We start from the raw sequence: 26,168 nt of genomic DNA on the forward strand, positions 1-26,168 counted from the left end.
CGCGGGCGGCGTGCGAAGTCGTGGTCTCACCGCACGGGGTGGGGGCGCCGGAATCTGGCGGCGCGCTCCGTACAAGGCCGAAATTAGGCAGAACAGGTGAAGCGGCCGATGGGTGAGAGTGAACGGGGGGTGAACCTCGACGGTCGGCACGGTGAGGCGCGCGACTACTGGACGTGCGGGGCACGTCACGGCAGGTGGGAGCCGATCAGCCGAGCCGGAGGGCGGCGAGGAGCGCGTCCACGAGGTCCTTGTCGCGGGGCTCGGTGAGCCGGGCGCGCGCGGATACCGGCGGCAGCCAGCAGATCCGGTCCACCTCGCGGCTGGGCCGGAAGCCGCCCTCGCCCGCCTCGGCCGCCCAGTAGCTGACCTGCTTGGGCCTGCCGTGCGCGAGGTAGTGCGCACCGGGCAGCACCGGCCCCGGCGTGCAGCGGAAGCCGGTCTCCTCGGCGACCTCGCGCAGCGCGGCGGCCAGCGGCGGCTCCCCGGTCTTGAGCTTGCCCTTGGGGTGCGACCAGTCGCCGTACTTCGGGCGGTGCACCAGGCAGAGCTCGATGCCGCCGTGCCCGGCCCAGGACTCGCCCAGCTCGCGGTAGGCCAGCGGGGAGCGGGCCCGCCGCCACAGCACGCAGCCCGCCGCCCGGACGACACCCTGCTCGCTCATCCGGTGGCCACCGGCTCCTTCTCGCCCAGCCAGCACTGGCCGAAGGCGTAGCGGGCGGCCTCCACCTCGTGCCGCTGCTCGGCGTGGAGCACGCCGAGCGCGTAGGCGGTGGCCGGGGCGATCCGCGGGGTGCGGGCGGCGGAGGCGGCGGCGAGCGCGGCCTCGGCGGCGTCCCGGTGCTCGTCGAGGGCGCGGCCCGCGGCCCGCAGGCGCCCGGCGGTCTCCGTCTCGGCGCCGGGCTCGGCGTGCAGCACCTCGTGGGCGTAGCGGTGCAGCCGCAGCAGCAGCCGGACCTGGTGCCAGGGGGCGTCCTGCGGCTGCGGTCCCGGCTCGGCGGACAGGCCGTGCACCAGGGCCTCGGCGTTGTAGGGCAGTCCCGCCCGGCGCAGCGGCAGCTGCTGCGCGGCCTCGTCGAGGCGGGCCTTCGCCTCCCGGGCGAGCAGGTGCAGGTCCCCGGCGCGCGCGTTGGGGTCGACCGGGACCTCGCTGGCGAGCACGGCGACGCTGTCGGCGACCGCGTGGAAGCGGGCCGAGCCGAGCGCGCCGAGGGCGGCCGAGTGGGCGCGGGTGCGGGCCAGGGTGAGCTGGCGTTCCAGGAGGGCACCGGCCTTGGCGGCGCCGACGGCCAGCGGGGGGCCGCCGCGGTCCTCCCGGCGCGGCCCGGGGGCCCGCGCCGCCCCCGGGGGGCCGTCCTCGAAGGCGGCGCCGCCGGAGAGCCGGTGCAGGGCGCCGAGCAGCCGCTCCAGGCGGGCGGCGTGGGCGTGCTCGCGGGCGAGGGTGCCGGACAGCCAGGCCAGCTCGGTCCTGATCTCCTCCGACCACGCGCCGTCGAGCAGCGATTTGAAGGTGTGCAGGGTGCCCCCGATCCGGCGGGCCGAGGCCCGCAGCGCGACCGCCGCGCCGCTCGCCTCCTCGCCCGATCCGGTGGTCCCCCCGTGCTCGCGGTGCGCTCTCAGCGCGCGCAGGAACTCGGTGGCCTGGTTGCGCAGATAGGCCGCCAGGACGTCCCCCGCCGCGGACTGCACCGCGGCCTCATGGTGTTGCTGTGCCACGCCGGCGCCTCCGGGCGTCTATGAGCATCTCCTGTACGTTCCGCAGCGGCTGGCCCTCGGGGTCGGTGGCGTGCCGGGTCCAGTCGCCGTCCGGGCCCAGGTGCCAGGAGGCCGTGCGGTCGGACATCCCCGTCTCCAGGAGCCGGTTCAGGGCGGCCCGGTGCGCCGGGTCGCTGACCCTGACCAGTGCCTCGATGCGGCGGTCGAGGTTGCGGTGCATCATGTCCGCGCTGCCTATCCACACCTCGGCCTCGCCGCCGTTGCCGAAGGCGAAGACCCGGGAGTGCTCCAGGAAGCGGCCGAGCACCGAGCGCACCCGGATGTTCTCCGAGAGCCCGGGCACCCCGGGCCGCAGCGCGCAGATCCCGCGTACCCACACATCGACCGGCACGCCCGCCCGGCTGGCCCGGTACAGCGCGTCCACGACGGCCTCGTCGACCATCGAGTTGACCTTGATCCGCACGTAGGCGGGCCGTCCCGCGCGGTGGTGCTCGGCCTCCTTGGCGATCCGGGAGACCAGTCCGTCGCGCAGCGAGCGGGGGGCGACGAGCAGGCGGCGGAAGTTCTCCCGCAGCGAGTAGCCGGAGAGCCGGTTGAAGAGGTCGGAGAGGTCCGCGCCGACCTGCTGGTCCGCGGTGAGCAGCCCGATGTCCTCGTAGAGCCGGGCGGTCTTCGGGTGGTAGTTGCCGGTGCCGACATGGCTGTAGCGGCGCAGGATGTCGCCCTCCTGGCGGACCACCAGGGAGAGCTTGCAGTGCGTCTTCAGGCCGACCAGGCCGTAGACCACATGGCAGCCCGCCTCCTCCAGCTTGCGGGCCCATTTGATGTTGGCCTGCTCGTCGAAGCGCGCCTTCAGTTCGACCAGGACCAGGACCTGCTTGCCGGAGTCGGCGGCGTCTATCAGGGCGTCCACGATCGGGGAGTCGCCGGAGGTCCGGTACAGGGTCTGCTTGATCGCCAGCACGTCCGGGTCGGCCGCGGCCTGCTCCAGGAAGGCCTGCACCGAGGTGGAGAAGCTGTCGTAGGGGTGGTGCAGGAGCACGTCCCGCTCGCGCAGCGCGGCGAAGACATCCGGGGCGGAGGCCGACTCCACCTCGGCGAGGTCGCGGTGGGTGCCCGCCACGTACTTCTTGTACTTCAGCTCCGGCCGGTCCAGGGAGGCGATGCCGAACAGGCCGGTCAGGTCGAGCGGGCCCGGCAGCGGATAGACCTCGTCCTCGCTGATCTTCAGCTCGCGCAGCAGCAGGTTGAGCACCACCTCGTCGATGGACTCCTCCACCTCCAGGCGCACCGGCGGCCCGAAGCGGCGCCGCATCAGCTCCTTCTCCAGCGCCTTCAGGAGGTTCTCCGCGTCGTCCTCCTCCACCTCCAGGTCCTCGTTCCGGGTGATCCGGAACATGTGGTGCTCCAGGACCTCCATCCCCGGGAAGAGCATCTCCAGATGGGCGTGGGCGGCGATCACGTCCTCGACGGGCACGTACCGCTGCGGGGAGGCCTCCAGGAAGCGGGAGAGCAGCGGCGGCACCTTGACCCGGGCGAAGTGCCGGTGCCCGGAGTGCGGGTTGCGCACCACCACGGCGAGGTTCAGGGAGAGCCCCGAGATGTACGGGAAGGGGTGCGCCGGGTCCACGGCGAGCGGGGTGAGCACCGGGAAGATGCGGTGCCGGTAGAGGGTGCCGAGCCGGGCCTGCTCGCTCTCGGTGAGCTCGTGCCAGCGGACCAGGTGGATGCCCTCCTCGGTCAGCGCGGGCGCGACGTCCTCCTGGAAGCAGGCGGCGTGCCGGGCCATCAGCTCGCGGGAGCGGGTCCAGATCATCTCCAGGACCTCGCGGGGCTGGAGCCCGGAGGCGGACCGGGTGGCGACCCCGGTCGCGATACGGCGCTTGAGGCCGGCCACCCGGACCATGAAGAACTCGTCCAGGTTGCTGGCGAAGATCGCCAGGAAGTTGGCGCGCTCCAGGAGCGGGGTGGCGGGGTCCTCGGCCAGCTCCAGGACCCGCTCGTTGAAGGCGAGCCAGCTGCGCTCGCGGTCCAGGAAGCGGCCGAGGGGCAGCTCGGTGTCGTCGGCGTCCTCGAAGTGGTCCAGATCCGAGTCGAGGTCGGGTTCCAGGTCCGAGGTGGTCGCGGCGATCGCGTGCGGCCGGTGCGCCGCGATCGAGCCCACGGAGGGCTGAGCGTGCTTCATCGGGGCCTTGGCGTCGGGCTGCGTCATGAGTCCATTGTTCCGCGCCGGGGTCTTCCGCGCCGGGGCGCCGGTCGGCGCGGCCGCGGCCTCCGCGGCGGGACGGCGGAGGCGGCGGGGCGCGGGAAGCCCGGGCTCCTCGCGCGGCGGCGGGGGCTCGGGCACGGCGGGCTGCATTGCCCGAGCCTCGCAAGGCCACCTGAATCAACGGTTACGGCGACATGACGTGCAGGACATCGGGGGGCGGCCCCGGGGGGTCCGGCGCCCGGGGCCGCCGGAGCGCCGCCGCTCAGCCGGTCCGGTGCCGCAGCACCCGGTAGGCGGCCCAGACGAGGACCGCGGCCAGGGCGAGGACGAGCAGCGACTCGGTGAGCTGTACGTACCAGAAGTGGGCGCGCGGGTGGTACTCCGCCCACACCCCGGTGATCCGTACGCCCGGCGGGCACTCCCCGGGGTTGCCGGTCTGCTGGGTGCAGTAGTCGGCGGGCACCTGCCGCCCGGTGGCGGTGATCTGGCCCCAGTCCATGCGGACGCTGTCGGCATCCACCATCGGCGGGATGTCGGTCCGCTCCACCTGCGTCGCCGTCAGGGTGCGCACCGGCCAGAGCTCCCAGCGGAGCGAGGCCGCCAGCTGCGGCAGCGCGGCACCGATCCCGCCCGCGAGGGCGAGCGCGAGGTAGCCCCGGCGCAGCACCAGACCGGTCAGGGCGCCGAGCGCCAGGGCCAGCACCGTGTACGCGCCGAGGACCGCGCTGCGGGTCTCGAAGTCGCCCCGGACGGTCCAGTCCGTCCAGCCTCCGTTGTCGGCGCCGGGCGGCTCGGCCAGCGCGAGCACCCCGCACAGGAGGGCCACCGCGGGCACGGCGACCGCGGTGGCGAGGACGAGTTTCGCGGTCAGCCAGCGGGCCGGGGTCACGGACTGGGTCCAGTCGAGGCGGTGCAGCCCGTTCTCCAGTTCCCGCCCGGTCAGCGGTCCCGCGACGAAGGCGGCCACCGCCGCGGGCCACAGGAGCAGCGCCAGGCGGCCCCGTTCGCCGACCTTGTCGAGGAACTGCTCGGCGCCGGCCCGCTCCCAGAACCCGCCGCAGTCCAGGCCGAGTTCGCCGCTGCACGGCTGGTCCTTGGTCAGCGCCAGCCAGACCTGCCCGAGCAGGACGAGGAGCCCCGCGAGCAGCACCAGGGCGAGCACGGCCGGAGGGGCGGTCCGGTGCGTCCGTGCCGTGGTCCAGTACGGGCCGCGCAGCCAGGTGGCCGGTGCCTGAAGGCTGTGGGGGGCGTCCTCCCGCGGAGGCGGGGAGGACGCGGGGCGGGCGTCCGGGGGCGCGGTCCCCGCGCGGCGGGTGCTCACGAGGCCGCCTCCTCGGGTACGCGCTCCGCGGTGCGCTCGGCCGCCGGGGCGTCGTCCAGGGTGCGCAGATAGCCGAGCAGGATCTCCTCCAGCGAGGGCGCGGCGCTCTCCCAGCCCGCGCCCAGCGGCTCCGTGGTGCGCAGCAGCGCGGTCAGCCCGCGCCCGGTGGGCCGGGACTCGACCACCGTACGGCCCTCCAGATCGGCCGGGGTGCCCCGGCCGGTGACCAGGGTGTGCGCGGCGAGCACCTCCTCCACCTCCCCCGCCAGCCGTACCCGCCCGGCGCCGAGCAGCACCAAGTGGTCGCAGGCGGTGGCGAGTTCACCGAGGATGTGCGAACTCATCAGCACCGTGGTGCCGTTCTCGGCGGCCTCCGCGAGCAGCAGGCCCATCAGCTCGTGCCGGGCCAGCGGGTCGAGGTCGGCCATCGGCTCGTCCAGGAGCAGGAGTTCGGGCCGCTTGCCGAGCGCGAGGGCCAGGGCGAGCCGGGTCCGCTGCCCGCCGGAGAGCCGGCCCACCCGGGTACGGTCGGCGAACCGCCCGTCCTCGGCCACCCGCTCCGCGGCGGCCCGGTCCCAGCGGCCCGGGTTGAGTTCGCGGCCGAGCCGCAGGGTCTCCTCGACGGTCAACTGCGGGTGCAGCGGCTTGTCCTGGGCCACATAGGCGAGCCGTTCGCGGGCCGCGACCGGTGCGGTGCCGAGCACCCGGATGCTGCCCTCGGTGGGGCGGAGCAGCCCGGCGGCATGGGCGAGCAGCGTCGACTTCCCGGCACCGTTCGGCCCGACCACGGCGCAGATGCGTCCCGCCGGGACGGCCACGGTGCACTCCCGGAGCGCCCAGGTCCCGCGGCCCGGCCCCCGGGTCGCGGGGTCCGCGGCACCTCCGGGGGCCCGCCTGCGCGACCGGGCGAACGGCGAACCGGTACGCCCCCCGAACTTCCTGCCGAGCGCTGCCGCCTCGACGGCGGTGTCCTTCATGGGCGGGATCCCCCTTGGTGTGTGTGCGCTGCGTGGTGTGCGTGCTCCGCGCCCGGCGGGTGCGGGGCGGGGTCGGAGCCGGTGGCGGCCTTGGCGGCCTTGCCCGTCGCGGCCGTGGCCGCAGGCGCGACCGTGGCCGTATCGGAGCCGGAGTCGGAGTCGGAGCCGGGGGCGGAGTGGGAGTGCGGGTCGGAGTCGGGGTCCGCGCCGGTGGGTGGTGCGGATCCGGTCCCGGCCGCCCCGAAGCGCTCGTCGAGGACGGCGGTGAACAGCGCGGCGACGTCCTCCCGTTCGAGCCCGGCGGCCCGGGCCCGCCCCGCCCACTCGGCGAGTTCGGCGCGCAAGGGGGTGTCGGTGGGGGCGGCGCCCAGGGTCCGGCGCACAAAGGTGCCGAGCCCGCGCCGCGCCTCGACGAGCCCCTCGCGTTCCAGCTCGCGGTAGGCCTTCAGGACGGTGTTCGGATTGATCGCCGTGGCCTCGACGACCTCCCGGGCGGTGGGCAGCTTGTCCCCCGGCTCCAGCAGGCCGAGCCGCAGCGCCTGCCGGGTCTGCTGCACGATCTGCACATAGGTGGCGACGCCGCTGCGCCGGTCGATGCGGTACTGGACCACGCCAGCAACACCCTTTCACTAATCAAGTAGTGAAAGGTGGTCCACAGAAGGGGCGGCGTCAAGTACGCCGCCCCTTCTGTCAGTGGGGATCCGCTCTGTCAGCTGGCATCCGCTCCGCCGGTGGCGGTCCGCTCTACCGGCCGTGGTCCGGGTCCGCCGGTCGCGATCCGCCGTGACCCGCCGTGATCCGCGCCGCTGCGTGCGACCCGCTCGCTCAGGACTCCGTCCGGTACATCAGATCGGTCTCGTACGTGGAGAAGCCCAGCCGCTCGTACACGCTGACCGCGGCCTTGTTGTCCGCGTCCACGTAGAGCATCGCCGTGCCGAGGCCGCGGCCCGCGAGATGGCGCAGGCCGATGGTGGTGAGCGCCTTGCCGAGCCCGCTGCCCTGCGCCTCGGGGAGCACCCCGACGACGTAGACCTCGCCGAGCCCCTCCTGCGCGTGCACCTTGGTCCAGTGGAAGCCCAGCAGGTCGCCCGCGGGCTCCCGCACCGCGAGGAAGAAGCCCTCCGGGTCGAACCAGGGCTCCGCCTTGCGGTCGTCCAGGTCGCGCTGGCTGAGGGAGCCCTGTTCGGGGTGGTGGGCGAAGGCGGCGGCGTTCGCGGCGAGCCAGGCCGCGTCGTCCTGGCCGGGTGCGAAGGGGCGTACGGCGACCTCGGGCGGCAGCACCGGCTCGGGGAGTTCGAGTCCGGTCAACGGGCGGCGCATCTGGCGCAGTTCGCGGAAGAGGGTGAGCCCGAGGACCTGCGCCAGGTGCCGGGCCGCGGAGTGCCCGCCGTGCGCCCACACCCGCAGCCGCCGCCCCGACTCGTCGAGCAGCAGGGTGCCGAGCGCCCGGCCGTGCCCCCTGCCCCGGTGGGCCGGGTGCACGACCAGCTCCGCGGCGGGAGCCTCGATGGGGTCGGTGTCCTCCAGCTGCGCGTAGCCCAGCAGCTCCTCGCCCGTGTACAGCAGCAGATGCCGTACGCCGGGCCGCTCACCGCCCCGCAGTTGGAGCCGGCCCTGTTCGCTGACCGCGGGCTGCCCGTCCTCGCGGGCGGCCGCGTCGATCAGCTCAAGGACGGCCCCGGCGCGCTCGGGCGAGAGCGTGTCCAGAGTCTCGATACGGCGGAGGGTGGCGGGTGTTGCCGCGTCGTCGCTGGTCATGGGTCGAGGATAAGCGGCACGGCGGATCGCCCGGCCCTCCGCCACCGCACCGCCCTCGCTCAGTGGTGCCCGCGTGCCGTGTCCGAGGCTCCGCCGAAGAGGCGGGCGATGATGCGGAAGGGCAGGGTGACGATGGTGGCGATGGCGCCACCGATGGTGCGAAAGACATCGGCGATGGCCTTCAGCATGGTGTACCTCCGTTCTGCGGCCCCGGTCGGCGACCGGAGGCTGCTGCCGTGCGGTACGGCCGTTCTCTCTCCGCGTGCCCCCTTCCCCCGCACAGAAACGGAATCCTCTCTATCGCTTTTCCCCTGCCGTGCACCCTGCCGTACGCGGCCCGCTCCTCGCCTCACCCCTGTCACCCCCGACCCCCGTCACCCCCGCACCCCGAGCCCTCCTTCCCTTTCCCTCCCTCCCCGCTCTCCCCTCTCCTCCTCTGGCTGCCGGGTACTGCCGCACTCGGCCCGCAGGGCGTCCTGTGCCACCCGGGCCACCTCCTCCGCGCTCGGCAGCTGCTGCTGGGCCTCGGCGTCGACTCCGGTCCAGGTGGCCACGGCGAGGGGGCTTCCGGAGCGGCTCAGGGCGTACTCGACCACCAGCTCGTCCTGCTCGGCGGCGATGAGCAGACCGATGGTGGGGTCGTCGCGCGCGGTGTCCCGCAGGAGGTCGTCCGCGACCGCCAGATAGAAGTTGAGCTTGCCCAGGTGCTCGGGCTCCGCCTTGGTCGTCTTCAGCTCCACCACCACGTACCGGTGCAGGCGCGCGTGGTAGAAGAGCAGGTCGATCCGGTAGTCGGAGCGCCCGACCCGGAGCGGGTACTGCCGCCCCATGAAGCCGAATCCGGCGCCCAGTTCGGTGAGGAACTGCACCACGCGCTCGCACAGCGCGTCCTCCAGCTCCCGCTCCTGCGTCCCGCCGACGACCGCCCGGGTGAACTCGAAGCGGTAGGGGTCCTTCACGATCCCGGACAGGGCCGCGGCGTCCTCCGCGGGAAGGGTGGCCGCGAAGTTGTTGGCGGCCCCGCCCGCTCGCTCATGCAGGCGGGTGCGGATCTGCAGCTCCAACTGGCTGCGGGACCAGCCCTCCTCGCTCGCCCGGCGGGCGTAGAAGTCCTGCTCGGGGCGGGTCTTGCAGCCCTGCATGAGGGCGATGATGTGGCCCCAGGGCAATTGGCCAACAATCTGTTGGCCAATTGACTCGGGCCAGGTCCGGGCGAACTGCTGCATGTACTTGATGTTGCTGCGGCTGAATCCGCGCTGGTCGGGGAACTCGGTCCGCAGCTCGGTCGCCACGCGGTCGATGACCTTCGACCCCCACCCGCCCTGCTCCTGCCGCTCCAGAATCGTCCGTCCGATCTCCCCGTACATCCGGATCATCTCGGTGTTCACCTTGAGCCGGGCCCGGAGATGGGCACCCCGGACCAGGGTCTTGAGGTCGTCCACCAGTTCGTAGAACCCCGATGGCACGGCCGGGTCAGCGGCCCCCGGCGCCGAGTCGCGGGCGCGCGAACTCTGCCGGGGAAGCGGGAGGTTGCCGGTCTCGTCGGTGAGGTCGTGCGTCATGCGGCAAGCTTCACTTCGTACAGGCGTGCGGTGACGTTTCTGCGGGGATATCTCGCCTGGAAGAGTGAGTTGTCGTACTGCGTGCGGAGATGCGGCCTCCTGGGTGGGACGGTCCCCGGCTCGCAACCAGTCCGTAACCCGTTCCCCCTGGTTGGGCTACGCGCGTCAACCTAGGCTGCGCCTTGCTGAAACCGTCTGCTCGTCCTCGAAACCCACAGGGGGGCCTGTGTCCGCCACAGCCCAGACTCACAAGAAGAGGTCCCGTACCCGGCGTCTGCTCATCGCCGGGGCGTCGCTCGCCGCGGTCGGCGGGCTGGTGGCCGCGCTGCCCGCCGTCGCCGGCACCGGCAAGGACCACGGTCACGGCCATGGGCACGGCAAGGGCCGCACGGTCGACGTCCAACTGCTGTCCTTCAACGACCTCCACGGCAATCTGGAGCCCCCCGCCGGGTCCTCCGGCCAGGTCAGCGAGGTGCAGCCGGACGGCTCGGTCAAGAAGATCGACGCGGGCGGCGTGGAGTACCTGGCGAGTTCGCTGCGCACGGCCCGCAAGGGCCAGAAGTACAGCGTGACCGCGGGCGCGGGCGACATGGTCGGCGCGAGCCCCCTGCTCTCCGGGCTCTTCCACGACGAGCCGACGATCGAGGCGCTGAACAAGCTGGACCTCGACGTCACGGGCGTCGGCAACCACGAGTTCGACGAGGGCGCGATCGAACTCGCGCGGATGCAGAAGGGCGGCTGCCACCCGAAGGACGGCTGCTTCGAGGAGGGCAAGAAGTTCAAGGGGGCCGACTTCCCGTACCTCGCCGCCAATGTGCGCGACGAGAAGACGGACAAGCCGATCCTCAAGCCGTACACGGTCTGGAAGCACAAGGGCGTCAAGATCGGCTTCATCGGCGTGACCCTGGAGGGCACTCCGGACATCGTCTCCGCCGAGGGCATCAAGGGCCTGAAGTTCCACGACGAGGTCGAGACGGTCAACAAGTACGCGAACGAGCTGAACCGCAAGGGCGTGAAGTCGATCGTCGCGCTCATCCACGAGGGCGGCGCCCCGGCCTCCGAGTCGTACAACTACGACTGCGACTCGCCCGGCGCGGGCGACGGTGTCTCCGGCCCGATCGTCGACATCGCCAAGGGCATCACGCCCAAGGTGGACGCCCTGGTCACCGGCCACACCCACCAGGCGTACGTCTGCGACATCCCCGACCCCTCGGGCAAGCCGCGGATGGTCACCTCGGCCTCCTCCTTCGGGCGCCTCTACACCGACACCACGCTCACCTACGACCGCCGGACCCAGGACATCGTCCGTACCAGCGTGAAGTCGGCGAACCACGTGGTCAGCCGCGAGCAGCCGAAGGCCGCGGACATCACCAAGCTGATCGGCCGCTGGAACGAGCTGGCCGCCCCGATCGCCAACCAGCCCGTCGGCTACATCTCCGCCGACCTGCCCGGCAAGGGCACCGCCACCGCGCCCGAGGCCCCGCTCGGTGATGTGATCGCCGACGCCCAGCTCGCCCACGCCAAGTCCCTCGACCCCGAGACCGACCTGGCCCTGATGAACCCGGGCGGCATCCGCGCCGACCTGGTGCACAAGGCGAGCGGCAGCGAGGGCGACGGCGTCGTGACCTACGGCGAGGGCTTCACCGTGCAGCCCTTCAGCAACACCGTCAACCTGGTCGACCTCACCGGCGCGCAACTGGTGACGGCGCTTCAGCAGCAGGTCAGCGGCGGCAACGAGGCCGCGCCGAAGATCCTCCAGGTCTCGGACGGCTTCACCTACACCCTGGACCTGACGAAGTCCGGTGCCGCCCGGGTGGTCACCGACTCCGTCAAGCTCGACGGCAAGGCCCTCGACCCGAAGGCCACCTACCGCGTCGCCCTCAACTCCTTCCTCGCGGGCGGCGGCGACGGCTTCGCCGAGCTGGGCAAGGGCGCCAAGCCGCTGGTCGGCGGCGACGACCTGAAGGCCTTCAACGACTACCTCACCGCCAACTCCTCGGCCGACAAGCCGCTCACCCCGCCGAAGGCGGACCGGATCACGGTGGTGAAGTAGAGGAAGTAGGCAGGTGTACGTGAAGTAGTCCGTGCGGGGCGGGCGTTGCGGCCCCGGCCCCGTACGGAGAGGGCCCCGGTGGGATTCCGCCGGGGCCCTTCGCCTGTCCCGTTCCGCTCGTCCGCCTCCGTACGCGGAGGGGCGGGGCGTGCGGCGGGGGAGAGCTGAGGGGGCACGGTCACCCACTCCCGCTCCTGTCTCCCCCTCGTGGACTCCCGCTCGTATCCCCTCTCCTGCGGACCGGTTCACTCCGGACTGGTTCGCTCCGCACTCTGTCCGCCGGACGCGCCCTGTGCTTCGCTGCCGCCATGACTGCTGACGTGACCCCAGACCTCGGCACGACCACGGGCGCCGTACCGCCCCCGGACACCGCCGCTCATCCGGTCCTCACCCCGGGCCCCACCCCGAACTCCCGTGCCACCAGCCGCCGTTCCTTCCTCGGCAGGGCCGGGGCGGTCGCCGCGGGCGGGGCGCTGGCCTTCGCGGGCGCGCACTCCGCCGCCGCGGCCACCGCGCCCCCGAAGGCGCACCCGCTCCCTTCGCCCCGCGCCACCCGCACCCGTGCCCGGCTGCGCGGAGTCCAGGACTGGATGGGCGGGATCGGGGACGCCACGGCCCTGCGCGCGCTGACGATTCCCGGTACGCATGACTCGGGGGCGCGTTTCGGCGGGCCCTGGGTGGAGTGCCAGGACCTGCTGATACGGGAGCAACTGGACGCCGGAGTCCGCTTCCTGGACATCCGCTGCCGCCTCTTCGAGAACGCCTTCACCATCCACCACGCCGCCTTCTACCAGAACCTCAACTTCGACGACGTGCTCACCGCCTGCCGGGACTTCCTGACCGCGCAGCCCTCCGAGACCGTACTGATGCGGGTCAAGCAGGAGTACTCCGAGGAGAGCGACGCGGAGTTCCGGCGGGTCTTCGACGACTACCTCGACGGGAAGGGCTGGCGTTCGCTCTTCCATGTCGCCGACGCCCTGCCCGCGCTCGGCGAGGCGCGCGGCAAGGTGGTGCTGATCGCGGACAACGGCGGTCTGCCCGGGGTGCGTTGGGGCGATGCCTCGGTCTTCGACATCCAGGACGACTACAACGCCGAACCGCTGCGCAAGTACCCCCTGATCGAGGACCACTTCCGCAAGGCGGCGAACGAGCCCGGCAAGCAGTACATCAACTTCGTCAGCACCGCCGCGCTGCTGCCGCCCTCCTCCAACGCCGAGCGCCTCAACCCCCAGGTGCGCGACTTCCTGAACGGTTCCGAGGCCGGCGGCTGGCAGGGCCTCGGCATCGTGCCGCTGGACTTCCCCGAGGCCACCGACGGACTGCTGGACGCCCTGCTGCGGCACAACCCTGGGGCGCGCTGAACAGCGACCGTTCGCGGCGGAGTTGGGTACCCGCGTCACGGCGGAGTTGGGTACCCGCGCGCTGAACGGCATGTGGACACGGGCGAGTTGAACACCGGCGGGCCGCCCGCGTGGTCCCCGACGGGAGCCTCAGACCTCCCCCGAGCTTGAGCCCGAACCTGAGCTCGAACCCGAGCCCGAGCCCGGGGGAGCGGGCGGCCCCTCGTCCGCCTCCTCCAGTCGCGGGGGCGGTTCGGAGGCGCCCGGCAGCCGCAGGGTCGCCACCGTCCCGCCGCCGTGGGCGGGCCGCAGGCCGATCTCGCCGCCCGCCTGCTGCACCGTACGGGCCACGATCGACAGGCCGAGGCCGGAGCCGGGCAGGCCGCGGGCGGAGGGGGAGCGCCAGAAGCGGTCGAAGACGTGCGGGAGTTCCTCCGGGGCGATCCCGGGCCCGTGGTCCCGCACCGTCAACTCGCCCTTGCGCAGGCTGACTTCGATGGTGCCCGCACTCGGGCTGAACTTCACCGCATTGTCGAGGATGTTGACCAGGGCGCGCTCCAGGGTCGCCGGATCGGCGCGTACGTACCAGGGGTCGAGGGCCGAGTCGATACGCAGTTCGGGGCCGCGCAGGCGGGCGCGTTCCAGGGCGGTGGCGGTCAGTTCGTGCAGCGCGACCACCTCGGCGCGGCTGCCCTGCTGGCCGGTGTCCGAGCGGGAGAGCTCCTGCAAGTCGCCGATGAGGGCGGCGAGTTCGGCCATCTGGGCCTGGACGGAGGCGAGCAGGGCGCGCCGGTCCTCGGCGGGGATGTCCCGGCCGCTCTCCTCGCTGCGCACCAGGAGGTCGATATTGGTGCGCAGCGAGGTGAGCGGGGTGCGCAGTTCGTGCCCCGCGTCGGCGATCAGCTGCTGCTGGAGATCGCGTGAGGAGGCGAGCGCGGTGGTCATCGCGTTGAAGGAGCGGGAGAGGCGGGCGATCTCGTCGTCGCCGTCGACCGGGATCTGCACCGCCAGGTCCTCGGTGCGCGCCACATGCTCGACGGCGCCGGTGAGTTCGTCCACCGGGTGCAGCGCGGTACGGGCGACCCACAGGCCCGCGGCCCCGGCGCCGAAGACGCCGAGCCCGGCGACCGCGGCGAGCAGCAGGGCGAGCCGGTTGAGGGACTGGTCGATCTCGGTGAGCGGCCGGGAGATGCTCACCGCGATCCGGCCCTCGGACAACTGCGTGAAGACGCGCACCTGTTCACCGTCGACGGTCCGCGCGTCGTGCAGGGCGCTGCCCCGCAGCCCGAGCGCGACCTGCTGGTCCGCGCTGCCGACGTCCACCGCCTTGGAGCCGAGGCCGACGCAGCGGGAGCCGTCGCCCTGCACGGTCTGGATGTAGGCGAAGGCGGGCGGGGCGTTCTCGCCGGTGCGGGAGTCGGGGGAGCAGTTCTGCCGCAGGGCCTGGAGGTAGGGCTCGGCGGCGGTGGTGTTGCGCAGCGAGTCGTCCAGCTCGTCCCGCAGCTGGTTGCGGGTGAGCACCCAGCAGGCGGTGGCCGCGATCGCCACCGCGAGCGCGACCGCCGCCGCCACGAGCAGGGCGAGCCGGGAACGCAGCGGCAGCGCGCGCAGCCGTCCGCTCACTCCGGACCGCCCGCGCGCAGGGCGTACCCGACCCCGCGCACCGTGTGCACGAGGCGCGGCTCGCCGCCCGCCTCCGTCTTGCGGCGCAGGTACATCACGTACACGTCCAGGGAGTTGGAGGTGGGCTCGAAGTCGAAGCCCCAGACCGCCTTGAGGATCTGCTCGCGGGTCAGCACCTGCCGCGGATGCGCCAGGAACATCTCCAGGAGGGTGAACTCGGTGCGGGTCAGCTCCACCCGGCGCCCGCCGCGGGTGACCTCCCGGGTGGCGAGGTCCATCCGCAGATCGCCGAAGGCGAGCACCTCGCCCTCCTCGGCGCCGCCCTCCTCCGTCGCGTACGAGCTGCGGCGCAGCAGGGCCCGGATGCGGGCCAGGAGTTCGTCCAGCTCGAAGGGCTTGACCAGGTAGTCGTCGGCGCCCGCGTCCAGTCCGGTGACCCGGTCGCCCACCGTGTCCCGCGCGGTCAGCATCAGGATCGGGACCCTGCTGCCGGTGGCCCGTATCCGCCGGGCGGCGGTCAGTCCGTCCATGCGCGGCATCTGGATGTCGAGGACGACCAGATCGGGGCGGTACGAGTCGTCCTTCTCCAGGGCTTCGAGGCCGTCGGCGGCGACCTCGGTGCCGTAGCCCTCGAAGGCCAGCGAGCGCTGGAGCGCCTCGCGCACGGCGGGCTCGTCGTCGACGATCAGGATGCGCTGCTGCGGTGCGCCTTCGGCGCCGGGGGCGGGTGACATGGGCGGGTTCCTCGGGTACGGCGGGGGCGGGAGGGGACGCTCGGTCCCAGCGCGGTCGGACTCAGCCTTGCACGCCGGGAGGGTACGAGGGGACGGGGACGCGGCCCGGTGGGGGGCACGGTCTGTCCTGGGATCGGCGGTCCCCGGAATCGTGGTCCCGGGGTCCGTGATCCTGGGATCCGCGGTCCTGGGATCCGTGATCCTGGGATTCGCCGTCCCGGGATCCGCAGTCCCCGGATTCACGATCCCCGGTTTCCCAGTCCCGGGGTCCGTCATTCCGGGATTCCTGGTCCCGGGATTCCTGGTCCCAAGATTCCCGGTCCTGGGATCCGTGCTCCCCTGATCCTCAGCCCCCGGCTCCCCTGTCCCCGGCTCCGTCGATCCCAGCTCCCGCGATCCCCGTCCCCGCCGTCCCAGGACCCGTGCCACCCGCCACCGGCCGCCGTCACCCCTCAGCTGCTCGCCCCCGACCGCAACTGGTCCAGGTCCGCCTTCACCGTATTGACCGGGATGGCGAAGCCGAGGCCCGCGCTGCCCGAGTCGCCGGAGCCGCCGCTGCTCGAACTCGGCGCGTACATCGCGGAGTTGATGCCGATGATCTCGCCGTTCATATTGATCAGCGCGCCACCGGAGTTGCCCGGGTTCAGCGAGGCGTCGGTCTGGATCGCCTTGTACGTGGTGGTCGAGGAGCCGGTGTCGCCGTTGAACTGGCGGCCGTCGAACTCGAAGGGCCAGCCGTCCTCGGGGCTCGGCGCCTGCGGCTGCTGCTCCTGCTCGCTGGCGACCGTGACGTCCCGGTCCAGGGCGGAGACGATGCCCCGGGTGACGGTGCCGCTGAGGCCCTCGGGCGAACCGATCGCGACCACGTCCTGGCCGACCTGGAGGTCCGAGGAGTCGCCGAGGGAGGCGGGCTTGAGCTTCGGGGCGCCGCTCGCCTTGAGCAGGGCCAGGTCCTTCTTGCTGTCCGTGCCGACCACCTCGGCGCGGTAGGACTTGCCGTCGTTCGTGGTCACCTTGACCGAGGAGGCGCCCGCGACCACATGGTTGTTGGTGACGATCTCCCCGTCCGCGGTGACGACGACCCCGGAGCCGGTGGACTTCCCGCCCTGCGCGGCCGCCGTCACCTCGACGATGCTCGGGCTCACCGCGGCGGCGACGCCCGCGACCGTGCCCTTGCTGCTGGTGGCCACGCTGGTGCCGTTCACCGTGCCGGTGGCGCTGGTCGCCGTGCCCTGACCGCCGTCGTCCAGCTCCTGCACGGCGTAGGCGGTGCCGCCGCCCACCGCGGCCGCCACCAGCGCGACCGCCGCGAAGAGGGCCACCGGCCGTCGGGCCCGCCGCCGCTCCCCGTGACCGCCCACCGGCACACCGCCGCCGACGCCGCCGTCCCCACCGGAGCCGCCGCCGTCCGTACCGGAGCCGCCGTGGGCGCCGTGGCCGCTCCAGCCCCCCTGGCCGCCCCAGCCGGACTGGCTCGGCCAGGCATGGGTTCCGCCGCCGGTCGCGCGGTGCCCCGCGGGCTCGTGCGCCGGGCGGGGCGGGTAGCCGCCCTGCGGTGCGCCCGGCCCGGGGCCGTACTGCTCGGAGTGCGACGACCCCTCGGGGCCGCCCTGGTCGTAGGCGCCGCTCTGGCGGGTGTTCTCGTTCATGACAACCAGACTCGGCGCCGTAGATGAGAGCCGCCTGAGTGCGCCCTGAGAAGCCCGGCAGAAGTGCGTATGCCCCATATAAGGACGGGGACGGCGGCCGAGGGAGAGACGACAGAGACGACAGGGAGGGGAGAGCGGCGGAGGAGCGGAGGGATGGAGGGATGGAGGGGTGGAGGGGTGGAGGGGAGCTCGCGACGGGTGGAGAGGACTGAGGCTTACCGTTCAACTCCGGTCGCCAGCAGTCGACTTCGGAAGAAGGAACGGACAGAAACGGGACAACTCCCCTGTGATCGGCCGTGATGGACCGTGATCCGGCCGTCTTCTGTGAGGTTCCCGTGCAGAGATCGCGGCGCGTTCTAGGCTCGACGAGCCGGAGGGCGCGATGCGGCGCGGGCCGGATGAAGCGGCACGGGCCGTCTTTCCTGAGATACGGGCTGTTCCTGCCGGGGCCCGCACGCTCCCTCTGCCCCGCTCACTTCACCTCACCCGACTTCACTTCACCTGACTTCACCTCAGCTCACCTCACCCTCCCCGGAGACCCCCGTGATACGTGTCCTGCGTGGCCGGAGCAGACGGGCCCTCACCGGCCTGTCCGCCGTCACCCTCGCCCTGGCGCTCAGCTGTGCCGGAGCCCTCGCCGCCGGGCCCGCCGCCGCGGACGAGCAGCCGCCCGGACTGCCCGCGGCGGGGCTCGCGAAGCCGGTCCCGAAGCCGAAGGCCTCCGCGCACGAGCTGCGGGAGCGCCTGCGCGCCGCCCAGCGGCACAACGCCGTCGCCGAGCCGGACGGCACCCGCCGCAAGGCCCCGAAGGCGACGCCGTTCATCATCGGCGGCAGCGAGACCACCATCGCCAAGGCCCCCTGGATGGTCCAGCTCGGCTACTACGACGAGTCCACCGGCGAGGGCTGGTTCTGCGGCGGCGCGCTGGTCGCCCCGAACAAGGTCCTCACCGCCGCGCACTGCGTCGCGGGCCTCGACTGGGCGAAGAACGGCGCCGTCCTGTCCGGCACCACCGACCTCGACGACTACGCGAACGGCACCGTGACCGGCGTCCACGCCCAGTGGAACCACCCCCGCTACAACCCGGAGACGATCAAGGACGACATCGCCGTCCTCACCCTCTCCTCGCCGCTGGAGAGCGCCTGGCTGCGCCTCGCGGCCTCGAACGACAGCTCCCTCTACACCCCGGGCACCAAGGGCACCGTCTACGGCTGGGGCCTGACCTCCGGTGCCCCGGGCGCCCCGCTGGCGGCGAAGCTGCGCAAGGCCGAGCTGCCGATGGTCGCCGACGCCACCTGCGACAGCGCGCTCGGCGAGGTCTTCGGGCAGGACTACTTCGTCGAGGGCTCCATGGCCTGCGCGGGTACGCCCGCCTCGGGCGCCGACGAGGGGACCACCAGCCCCTGCAACGGCGACTCCGGCGGCCCGCTCGTGGTGAACGGCAAGATCGCGGGCATCGTCTCCTGGGGCGTGGAGGGCTGCACCGCCAAGGGCGCCTATCCGGTCTTCTCCAAGGTCAGTTCGTACGCCTGGGCCGCGCAGCCGCGGATCGACGACGCCGACCTCTCCTTCGACGGCCGCGCCGACCTGCTCGCCCGTACGCCCTCCGGCGGCCTCTTCCAGCAGGACAGCACCGGCACCGGGCTCGCGCAGCGCGCCTTCGTCAGCCACGGCTGGGAGTCGCTCGGCTGGGGGCTCCAGGCCGACCTGGACCGGGACTGGTTCCAGGACCTGGTCATCCGGGACACGGCCGACGGCAAGCTGTACCGCAACTACCTGGACCACCAGAGCTGGACCTGGAAGTGGGCGGAGATCTCCTCGGTATGGGGCGGCTACCCCTCGTACGCCTTCCCGGGGGACATGACCGGGGACGGGCGGCCCGACCTGGTCGTGGTGGACACCGACGGCTCGGCGTATCTGTACCCGGGCAAGGGCAACGGGCAGTTCGAGGCCAAGATCAAGGTGGTCGACAAGTCCTGGAAGAACGTGAAGGTGTACGGGCGCGGGGACCTCTCCGGCGACGGCAAGGCCGACCTCCTGGTCAAGGACAGCGGCAACACCCTGTGGCTCTACCGGGGCACCGGCGACGCCAAGTCCCCGTGGGCGGCGCGGATCCAGGCCCGTACCGGCTGGAAGTACAGCGCCATGGTGACCAACGGTGACATGACCGGCGACGGGATCGCGGACGTCCTCACCCGTGACTCGGCCGGAAAGCTCTGGCTGCACAAGGGCACCGGGAAGGCCTCCGCCGACCTCTTCGCCGCACCCACCAGCCTCGGCACCGGCTTCAACCAGTACAACCTGCTGTTCTGATCAGTCGGTTGATCAGTCGGTTCAGATCCGAAGGCTGATCGGCTCGGCGGTTGATCACTTCAACGTCAGTGAGGTCGTCGGTTCACCGCCCATGCGATGAACCGACCCTCATCCTCGAAACCACCCCGGACCCACCCGCTCGGCCCCGCTCCATGCAAGTTCATACAAACGCTCTTCATGCCAACACCCTTCGTACGTACGCCCATCGGACCGGCCAATTGACGGATCGGCGGATCGGCATACGTACGAAGGGTGTTGGTGCGACCGGCGGAAGAACCGAAGAACCGACCGGCGGCACGCTCCCCGCGCCCCCGCGCCCCGTGCTCTCTCAGTCGCAGCCGCAGGACCGGCGGATGACCAGGCGGGACGGGAAGAGCTTGAGGCGTTCGCGGCGGGAGCCCGCGACCCGCAGCCCGTCGTCGAGGACGAGGTCGACCGCGGCGCGCGCCATGGCCTGCCGGTCGCTGGCGACCGTGGTCAGCGGCGGATCGGTCAGCCCGGCTTCCTTGACGTCGTCGAAGCCCGCGACGGCGAGACCGCCCGGCACGTCGATCCGCAGCTCGCGCGCGGCCCGCAGCACCCCGATGGCCTGGTCGTCGGTGGCGCAGACGATGGCCGGCGGCCGGTCGGGGCCGTCGAGCAGCCGCAGCGCGACCTGGTAGGCGTCGTAGCGGTTGTACGGGGCCTGGAAAAGGCGCCCCTCGGTGGAGCGCCCGGCCTCGTCCATCGCGCGCCGCCAGCCCTCGACATGGTCGGAGACGGGGTCGCCGACCGCCGGGGTCTCCTCGGTGCCGCCTAGGCAGGCCACGTAGGCGTGCCCGTGGTCGAGGAGGTGGCTGGTGGCGAGCTGGGCGCCGCTGACGTCGTCGGTGACGACGGCGACGTCCTCGATCGCCTCGGGGCGGCGGTGCAGCAGCACCACGCGCGCGTCCCAGGCGTCTATCTCGACCGCGGCGGTCTCGCTGGGACCCTGGCTGACCAGGATCAGGCCCGAGACCCGCATGCCGAGGAAGGCCCGCAGATAGTGGACCTCGCGCTCGTCGAGGTAGTCGGAGTTGCCGACCAGGACCATCTTTCCGCGGTCGGCGGCGGCCTGTTCGACCGCGTGCGCCATCTCCGCGAAGAAGGGCTGGCGGGCGTCCGGCACGATCATGCCTATGAGGTCCGTGCGGCGCGAGGCCATCGCCTGCGCCACACGGTCCGGCCGGTACCCCAGCTCCTTGATAGCGGCGAGTACCCGCTCACGGGTGGCCGGGGCGACCGGCCGGGGTCCGTTGTTGATCACATAGCTGACGACCGCGGTCGAAGTACCCGCCAGTCGCGCCACGTCGTCCCGCGTCACCTTGGCCACCCGCGAAGTCTACGCGGGCACCCCTACCTCTTTGCAGGGCGTACCGCCGCTTCTGCTTCCGCGACGACCCTCGCCGCCGCGTCCTCGTCCGAGTCGTCCTGCTTTGCCCCGCTCTTCGCGGACTTCCCGGCGCCCTTGCCGGAGCTCCCCTCACCTGCGGAAGCGCCGCGGTCCGGCTTCTCCGGGGTGACGAAGCGGTAGCCGACGTTGCGGACGGTGCCGATCAGCGACTCGTGTTCGGGGCCGAGCTTGGCGCGCAGCCTTCGCACGTGCACATCGACCGTGCGGGTGCCGCCGAAGTAGTCGTAGCCCCAGACCTCCTGGAGCAGCTGGGCGCGGGTGAAGACCCGGCCCGGGTGCTGGGCCAGGTACTTCAGGAGCTCGAACTCCTTGAAGGTGAGGTCGAGCACCCGGCCCTTGAGCTTGGCGCTGTAGGTGGCCTCGTCGACGGAGAGGTCGCCGTTGCGGATCTCCATGGGGGAGTCGTCGGTGGCGATCTGCTGGCGGCCCATCGCGAGCCGCAGCCGGGCCTCGACCTCGGCCGGTCCCGCGGTGTCCAGCAGGACGTCGTCGATGCCCCAGTCCGCGGTGACCGCGGCGAGCCCGCCCTCGGTCACGACGAGTACGAGCGGACAGCCGGGCCCGGTGGAGCGCAGCAGCTGACACAGGTTGCGGACCTGCGGCAGGTCACGGCGGCCGTCGATCAGGATGACGTCGGCGCCCGGGGTGTCCACGAGTGCGGGGCCCTCGGCGGGGGCGACCCGCACGTTGTGCAGCAGCAGGCCGAGCGCGGGGAGCACCTCCGTCGACGGCTGGAGGGCGTTGGTCAGCAGCAGCAGGGAGCTCATCGGACTCCACCTGCCCTGCGCGTCGTGTGCACGGTTCGCTCGCCCATTTCGTCGGTTCCTCCTCGGTCCCTTCGATGGGGGTACCTCCGGGCCCCGGGGGCCCGGGTCATGCGGCACTGCTTCGTACGATGCGGCACCGCTTCCGGGGAAGCAGTGTGCCGCGCGTCCGACGGCGCCGTTGCCGTCGGACGGCCAGAGTGCTCTTATCCGCGGTTTCCCGGGGGAATCGCGGAGGGCCGTTCGTATACAACGCGGTGGCAGCGCCACCCGAAGCACAAAAGGACCCGGGGGCGTCGCTGCCCGGATCCTCATTCCCAGCAGAATAGCCCACATGAGTGGCGATGAGGCAGGTCGGAACCATGGCTCTTCTGTGCGGCCCGTCACGGCGCCTGCCCAGCTCGGGACCGTCCACACCTCGGACAACGTGGCCCTGGAGGTCGCCCACGCGCCCGGTCCGGGGTCCGAGACCGCCCCGGATGATCTTGTGATCGTCCTCGCGCACGGATTCACCGGTTCGCGTGACCGCCCGCATCTGCGCCGCGCCGCGCGGGTTCTCACGCGTTACGCGCCCGTGGTCACGTTTTCCTTTCGCGGTCACGGGGGTTCCGGCGGACGTTCCACGGTCGGCGACCGGGAGCTGCTCGATCTGGCGGCCGTCGTGGCGTGGGCGCGCTCGCTCGGCTACCGGCGGGTGGCGACCGTGGGCTTCTCCATGGGCGGCTCGGTGGTGCTCCGGCACGCGGCGGAGGCGAGGGCGGAGGCGGACGCGGCGGACGCGGCGGACGTGCCGGACGCGGCGGCCTCGGGAGGGGCCGGGACCCTCGGTGCCGCCGCTGAGGCCGGGGGAGCAGGGGAGTGCTCGGCAGCGCAGGGGGCGCACAAGGGGCGCACGGAAGCGCGACCGGTGGCAGTGGTCTCCGTGAGCGCCCCCGCGCGGTGGTTCTACCGGGGGACGGCGCCCATGCGCAGGCTGCACTGGCTGGTGCTGCGGCCCGAGGGGCGCCTGGTCAGCCGCCTCGGCTTCCGCACCCGGATCCACTCCCGCGACTGGAACCCGGTCCCGCCCTCGCCCGCCGAGGCCGTCCCGTACATCGCGCCGGTCCCGCTGCTCCTGGTCCACGGCGACCGCGACCCCTACTTCCCGCTCGACCATCCGCACATGCTCGACCGGGCCGCGGGCGGCCACGCCGAGCTGTGGATCGAGCCGGGCATGGGCCACGCGGAGAACGCCGCCCCGGACGCGGTCCTGGAGCGGATCGGCGAGTGGATCCTGCGGCGGGCGGCCGGCAGCGGGGAGGACGGCCCGGCGGAGTGAACCCGCCGCGCGCGGCCGGGAGCGGGGAGGGCGGCCGGGCCCGGTGAACCCGCCGCGCGCGGCGCCGTTTCCGGCCCGCGCGCCCGGGGCGGCATCATGGGGCGCCGGAGACCGGGCCGGAGCACCTGCCGGGACGGACCACCTCGCCGGACGGACCCAGCGCCGCCGGGGGACCACGGGCAGGTACGGCTCGCAGAAGGGAGCGCCGGATGGCGGTCGGCACGATCCGCTACTGGGCGGCGGCGAAGTCCGCGGCCGGGGTGGACCAGGAGCCGTACGAGGCGGCGACGCTGGCGGAGGCGCTGGACGCCGCCCGCGAGCGGCACCCGGGCGAACTGGTCCGCGTCCTCGCGCGCTGCTCCTTCCTGGTCGACTCGCTGCCCGTGGGCACCCGCGGACATGAGACCGTACGGCTGGCCGAGGGCGGCACCGTCGAAGTGCTCCCGCCGTTCGCAGGAGGATGAGCACGATGACGCACCAGCCGTACGAGGACGGCGCCTACGAGCACTCCTCCCCCCGCCGCCCGCACGACGAGGACCCGGGGCCCTACTACGGCGAGCAGCAGCCGTACGCCGCCGCCCCGGGGACCCCTGCCGAGCAGCCGCCCGCATACCCCGGGCAGCAGTCCTACGCCTACGGGGACCAGCAGCCCTACCCCGGGCAGGAGCAGTACCCCGGACAGCAGGCGTACCCCGGCACCGATCCGCGGACGTACGCCTACGAGAACCCGCAGCAGTACGGCGGACAGCAGCCCTACCCCGGTCAGCGGCCCTACCCCGGTCAGGACGGCTACCCGGCGGGGCGGCAGCCGTACGCGGGGCAGCCGGACGCGCAGTACGGCGCGGCCCCCGGCGCCCCGGACGGGCACGGGCAGTACGGCGCGGCACCCGGCGCCTCCGGCGGATACTCCCCGGACGGCGGGGCGTACGACGCGCAGTCCGCCGCCCACTCCGGGCACCCCGGTTACGGGACGTACGACCAGCCGGTCCCGCAGTCGCAGTCGCAGTCACAGCCGCAGTCGCAGCCGCAGCCGCAGGCGCAGGCGACGGACACCGACACGGCCTTCCCGCTTCCGCAGCAGCAGGCGGAGTTCGCGGAGTTCGCGGAGTACCCGGCGGCCGGGCAGCAGCCCGGAGCGCGGGGGCCCGCCGACCGGGAGCCCGCTCCCGCGGCCTTCGCGGCGCCGGGGCACGAGGCGGCACCGGCGCCGGTCCCGCCCCGGGACGAGCCGCTCACCGAGGCGCAGCGGGCGCGGGCGGAGGGGCGCTCGCCGGTCATCGAGCCCGGGCTCCAGCCCGCGGGGCTGACCGCGCTGCTCGCGCTGATCCTCTGCGGGGCCTCGGCGGCCGGGGCGTACGGGCTGGTGGTGCCGCTGGTGCTGCTGCAGGCCGTGACCGCGGCGGGCTGGTTCCGGCTGAACGGGATGTGGCCCGCGCGGCAGGGGATCCTGCTCGCCTTCGCCGCCGGGCTCACCGCGGATGCGGCGGTGCTCGCGGGCGGGCGCGGGAACGCCCCGGTGGCGCTGCTCGGCGCGATCGCGCTCGCGGTGCTCGGCACCGTGGTCCTGCAACTGCGCAGCCACGCCTCGGCCGACGAGCGGATGACGGCGCTCATGGCCACCCTGACCTCGGCCGCCCTGACGGTGGTCGCCGCCGGTCACCTCGCGGCGCCGCCCGAGGCGGTCGGTGTCGGCGGGGCCGCGGTCGCCCTCGCGATGCTGGTGCGCGCGCTGCCGCTGCCGACCGCGCCCTCCGCGCTGCTCGCCCTGCTGGCCGCCGCGGGCATGGGCGCGGTGACGGCCGGGGTGAGCGCCCTCGCCGGGGACGCGAGCACCGCCGAGGGCGCGGTGATCGGACTCGCGGCGGGCCTCTGCGCGCTGGTCGGGCACCGGGCGGCGAGCTACGACTACCCGTCCCGCTTCGTGCACATGACCGCGGGCGTGGCCCTGCCGCTGGCCGCCGCCGCACCCGCCGTCTACCTGGCGGGCGAACTCCTCGGCTGAGCCCGCGGGGCGGAGGGCCGGGGGCCCGCTCCGGCTCCACACCCCGTGCCCGCGGCCGTACGCCCCGTGCCGGTCCGTCACAGCTGGTCGACAACATCCGATACGTCCGGACCGGGGCGTACCCGCGGGTTAGGCTCGGCCGGCAAATGACCTCTGAGGTGGGGGATTCACGGAGAATGCGCGCACTGCGAATAACTTTGATCGTCCTGGTGGTCCTCGGGGGCCTCTTCGTGGCGGTCGACCGGATCGCCGTCAACTACGCCGAGGGCAAGGCGGCGGACAAGGTGCGCGAGAGCGAGGGCCTGGACAAGAACCCGGACGTCTCGATCAAGGGCTTCCCCTTCCTCACCCAGGCCGCGGGCGGCACCCTGGACGAGGTCGAGGTCCGGATGGACGACTACCGCGCGCGGACCGAGACCCCGGCGGGCTCGCAGGACGGCCAGGACTCCACCCGCGAGGGCGCCGACTCCGTCCTCATCGAGCGCCTCGACGCCAAGCTGCACGACGTGGAGTTCTCCGGCGACTACAGCTCGGCCACCGCCAAGCGCGCCGACGGCACCGCCACCATCTCCTACGCCGAACTCCTCAAGGCCGCCCAGGTCGAGCCGATGGAGCTGGCCCCGGGCGTCACCGCCAAGGTGACCGGGCTCTCGGACGGCGGCAACGGCCGGATCAAGGTCGAGGTGAAGGCCACCGTGCTCGGCCGGGCGCTGCCGGACCCGGTGTACGTGATGAGCAGCGCCCGCGTCGACGACGACATCGTGAAGGTGCACGCCGACGCGCTGCCGAAGATCCCGGTGAAGGTCGCCGAGGACAAGGTGCGCGAGATCACCGACTTCCAGCAGCGGATCAGCGGACTGCCCGCGGGCATCCACCTGGACAGGGTCGAGGCCGCGGAGGACGGCGTCGAGGTCTCCGTGACGGGCGCCGGGGTGAAGCTGGGCTCGTAGGGGCCCGCCCGGCTCCTGGCGGGGCACGCTCCCGGGGGCGCCCGCTCCCGGGACGCGGTCGCCCCGTCCCCCGCCCGCGTGTCACCTGCCAAGTCCGCCATACGAGACGCACCCGTCCGTACCGTAGATGTGAGGTGCGCCGCAGTACGGCCGCGCGGCGCCCGGTCGGGCCGGGGAGGTGGGCAGATTCCAGTATCCGGATGATCGCGTCTCATCATCTGACACGCCGGTGACACGGCCGCCTGTCCGTCCCTACGATCGCAGTCATGCAGTGCACCCAGAGCCGTTCCCACCACCGGGGACAGGCGGATCTCACGAAGCGGCGGGCAGTGGACCTGTGCCGCGTCGCCGCCATGCTCTGTCGCACCTTCTGAGCGGACCTCCGGTTCCGCGCCCTCACCGGCCCTTGCCTGGCCACCCCCTGTACAGCCGCCGCCGCGCGCCGTGCGC

At 73.1% G+C, this 26,168-nt stretch carries 21 protein-coding genes and 1 pseudogene; 8 read left to right on the forward strand and 14 right to left on the reverse strand.

Annotated features, from left to right (window positions below):
• Window positions 1-205: 205 nt before the first annotated feature.
• From MID12_RS17660 to MID12_RS17700, 9 genes and pseudogenes are all read right to left on the reverse strand, one after another.
• Window positions 206-661, reverse strand: coding sequence for an NUDIX hydrolase (locus tag MID12_RS17660; RefSeq protein ID WP_040251952.1), 456 nt, complete (start codon window positions 659-661; stop codon window positions 206-208).
• The gene (locus tag MID12_RS17665; RefSeq protein WP_263168497.1) at window positions 658-1,713 is read right to left on the reverse strand and encodes a CHAD domain-containing protein; all 1,056 of its coding nucleotides are present in this window, start codon (window positions 1,711-1,713) and stop codon (window positions 658-660) included. The genes MID12_RS17660 and MID12_RS17665 overlap by 4 nt, the downstream gene beginning before the upstream one ends.
• Window positions 1,694-3,925, reverse strand: coding sequence for an RNA degradosome polyphosphate kinase (locus MID12_RS17670; RefSeq protein ID WP_040251956.1), 2,232 nt, complete (start codon window positions 3,923-3,925; stop codon window positions 1,694-1,696). The genes MID12_RS17665 and MID12_RS17670 overlap by 20 nt, the downstream gene beginning before the upstream one ends.
• 259 nt (window positions 3,926-4,184) lie before the next feature.
• Window positions 4,185-5,243 carry an ABC transporter permease gene (locus tag MID12_RS17675; RefSeq protein ID WP_263168499.1) on the reverse strand — a complete coding sequence of 353 codons (1,059 nt, stop codon included), beginning with the start codon at window positions 5,241-5,243 and terminating at the stop codon, window positions 4,185-4,187.
• On the reverse strand, window positions 5,240-6,220 hold the full coding sequence (locus MID12_RS17680) for an ABC transporter ATP-binding protein (RefSeq protein ID WP_263168501.1): 981 nt from the start codon (window positions 6,218-6,220) through the stop codon (window positions 5,240-5,242). The genes MID12_RS17675 and MID12_RS17680 overlap by 4 nt, the downstream gene beginning before the upstream one ends.
• A gap of 242 nt (window positions 6,221-6,462) precedes the next feature.
• A pseudogene (locus MID12_RS17685) lies at window positions 6,463-6,831 on the reverse strand (GntR family transcriptional regulator); the annotation flags it as partial.
• Window positions 6,832-7,045: 214 nt separating this feature from the next.
• Entirely contained in the window at window positions 7,046-7,978 is a 933-nt protein-coding gene (gene mshD / locus MID12_RS17690) for a mycothiol synthase (protein ID WP_263168504.1), read from the reverse strand.
• Window positions 7,979-8,037: 59 nt separating this feature from the next.
• Window positions 8,038-8,166, reverse strand: coding sequence for an LPFR motif small protein (locus MID12_RS17695; RefSeq protein ID WP_252100558.1), 129 nt, complete (start codon window positions 8,164-8,166; stop codon window positions 8,038-8,040).
• 186 nt (window positions 8,167-8,352) lie between these two features.
• The gene (locus tag MID12_RS17700) at window positions 8,353-9,540 is read right to left on the reverse strand and encodes a YhcG family protein (RefSeq protein ID WP_263168507.1); all 1,188 of its coding nucleotides are present in this window, start codon (window positions 9,538-9,540) and stop codon (window positions 8,353-8,355) included.
• 226 nt (window positions 9,541-9,766) lie between these two features.
• On the opposite strand from MID12_RS17700, the gene MID12_RS17705 reads away from it, so the two are divergent.
• Both MID12_RS17705 and MID12_RS17710 read left to right on the forward strand, forming a co-directional pair.
• Window positions 9,767-11,593 (forward strand): bifunctional metallophosphatase/5'-nucleotidase, encoded by a 1,827-nt coding sequence (locus MID12_RS17705; RefSeq protein WP_040251961.1) that lies wholly within the window; start codon window positions 9,767-9,769, stop codon window positions 11,591-11,593.
• A 308-nt stretch (window positions 11,594-11,901) separates the two neighbouring features.
• Window positions 11,902-12,954, forward strand: a complete 1,053-nt coding sequence (locus MID12_RS17710) for a phosphatidylinositol-specific phospholipase C (protein ID WP_263168511.1) — start codon at window positions 11,902-11,904, stop codon at window positions 12,952-12,954.
• Window positions 12,955-13,083: 129 nt separating this feature from the next.
• Here MID12_RS17710 and MID12_RS17715 read toward each other — a convergent pair whose 3' ends face one another.
• The 3 genes from MID12_RS17715 to MID12_RS17725 form a co-directional block, all read right to left on the reverse strand.
• On the reverse strand, window positions 13,084-14,556 hold the full coding sequence (locus MID12_RS17715; protein WP_263168513.1) for a sensor histidine kinase: 1,473 nt from the start codon (window positions 14,554-14,556) through the stop codon (window positions 13,084-13,086).
• Window positions 14,553-15,290 carry a response regulator transcription factor gene (locus tag MID12_RS17720; RefSeq protein ID WP_040251963.1) on the reverse strand — a complete coding sequence of 246 codons (738 nt, stop codon included), beginning with the start codon at window positions 15,288-15,290 and terminating at the stop codon, window positions 14,553-14,555. Before MID12_RS17720 ends, MID12_RS17715 begins: the two co-directional genes overlap by 4 nt.
• 452 nt (window positions 15,291-15,742) lie before the next feature.
• Window positions 15,743-16,939 carry a S1C family serine protease gene (locus MID12_RS17725; RefSeq protein WP_263168517.1) on the reverse strand — a complete coding sequence of 399 codons (1,197 nt, stop codon included), beginning with the start codon at window positions 16,937-16,939 and terminating at the stop codon, window positions 15,743-15,745.
• Window positions 16,940-17,482: 543 nt separating this feature from the next.
• On the opposite strand from MID12_RS17725, the gene MID12_RS17730 reads away from it, so the two are divergent.
• Window positions 17,483-19,252: a trypsin-like serine protease gene (locus MID12_RS17730; RefSeq protein WP_263168520.1), complete on the forward strand. Its 1,770-nt coding sequence runs from the start codon at window positions 17,483-17,485 to the stop codon at window positions 19,250-19,252.
• 328 nt (window positions 19,253-19,580) lie between these two features.
• Here the strand turns inward: MID12_RS17730 and MID12_RS17735 are convergent, their stop codons facing one another.
• Window positions 19,581-20,603, reverse strand: a complete 1,023-nt coding sequence (locus MID12_RS17735; protein ID WP_040251971.1) for a LacI family DNA-binding transcriptional regulator — start codon at window positions 20,601-20,603, stop codon at window positions 19,581-19,583.
• Between the two features lie 23 nt (window positions 20,604-20,626).
• Complete coding sequence (locus tag MID12_RS17740) at window positions 20,627-21,451, reverse strand: winged-helix domain-containing protein (protein ID WP_040251974.1); 825 nt, start codon at window positions 21,449-21,451, stop codon at window positions 20,627-20,629.
• Window positions 21,452-21,782: 331 nt separating this feature from the next.
• On the opposite strand from MID12_RS17740, the gene MID12_RS17745 reads away from it, so the two are divergent.
• From MID12_RS17745 to MID12_RS32485, 5 genes are all read left to right on the forward strand, one after another.
• On the forward strand, window positions 21,783-22,766 hold the full coding sequence (locus tag MID12_RS17745; RefSeq protein ID WP_411576968.1) for an alpha/beta hydrolase family protein: 984 nt from the start codon (window positions 21,783-21,785) through the stop codon (window positions 22,764-22,766).
• 209 nt (window positions 22,767-22,975) lie between these two features.
• A complete protein-coding gene (locus tag MID12_RS17750; protein ID WP_040251976.1) occupies window positions 22,976-23,230 on the forward strand; it encodes a MoaD/ThiS family protein in 255 nt (84 codons plus the stop codon).
• Between the two features lie 5 nt (window positions 23,231-23,235).
• Entirely contained in the window at window positions 23,236-24,768 is a 1,533-nt protein-coding gene (locus MID12_RS17755) for a hypothetical protein (RefSeq protein ID WP_263168526.1), read from the forward strand.
• A 176-nt stretch (window positions 24,769-24,944) separates the two neighbouring features.
• Window positions 24,945-25,718: a DUF2993 domain-containing protein gene (locus MID12_RS17760; RefSeq protein ID WP_040251978.1), complete on the forward strand. Its 774-nt coding sequence runs from the start codon at window positions 24,945-24,947 to the stop codon at window positions 25,716-25,718.
• A gap of 266 nt (window positions 25,719-25,984) precedes the next feature.
• Complete coding sequence (locus MID12_RS32485; RefSeq protein WP_363330067.1) at window positions 25,985-26,092, forward strand: putative leader peptide; 108 nt, start codon at window positions 25,985-25,987, stop codon at window positions 26,090-26,092.
• Window positions 26,093-26,168 lie beyond the last annotated feature (76 nt).

The organism is Streptomyces sp. SCSIO ZS0520 (genome assembly GCF_025643355.1).
Lineage (GTDB): Bacteria > Actinomycetota > Actinomycetes > Streptomycetales > Streptomycetaceae > Streptomyces > Streptomyces physcomitrii.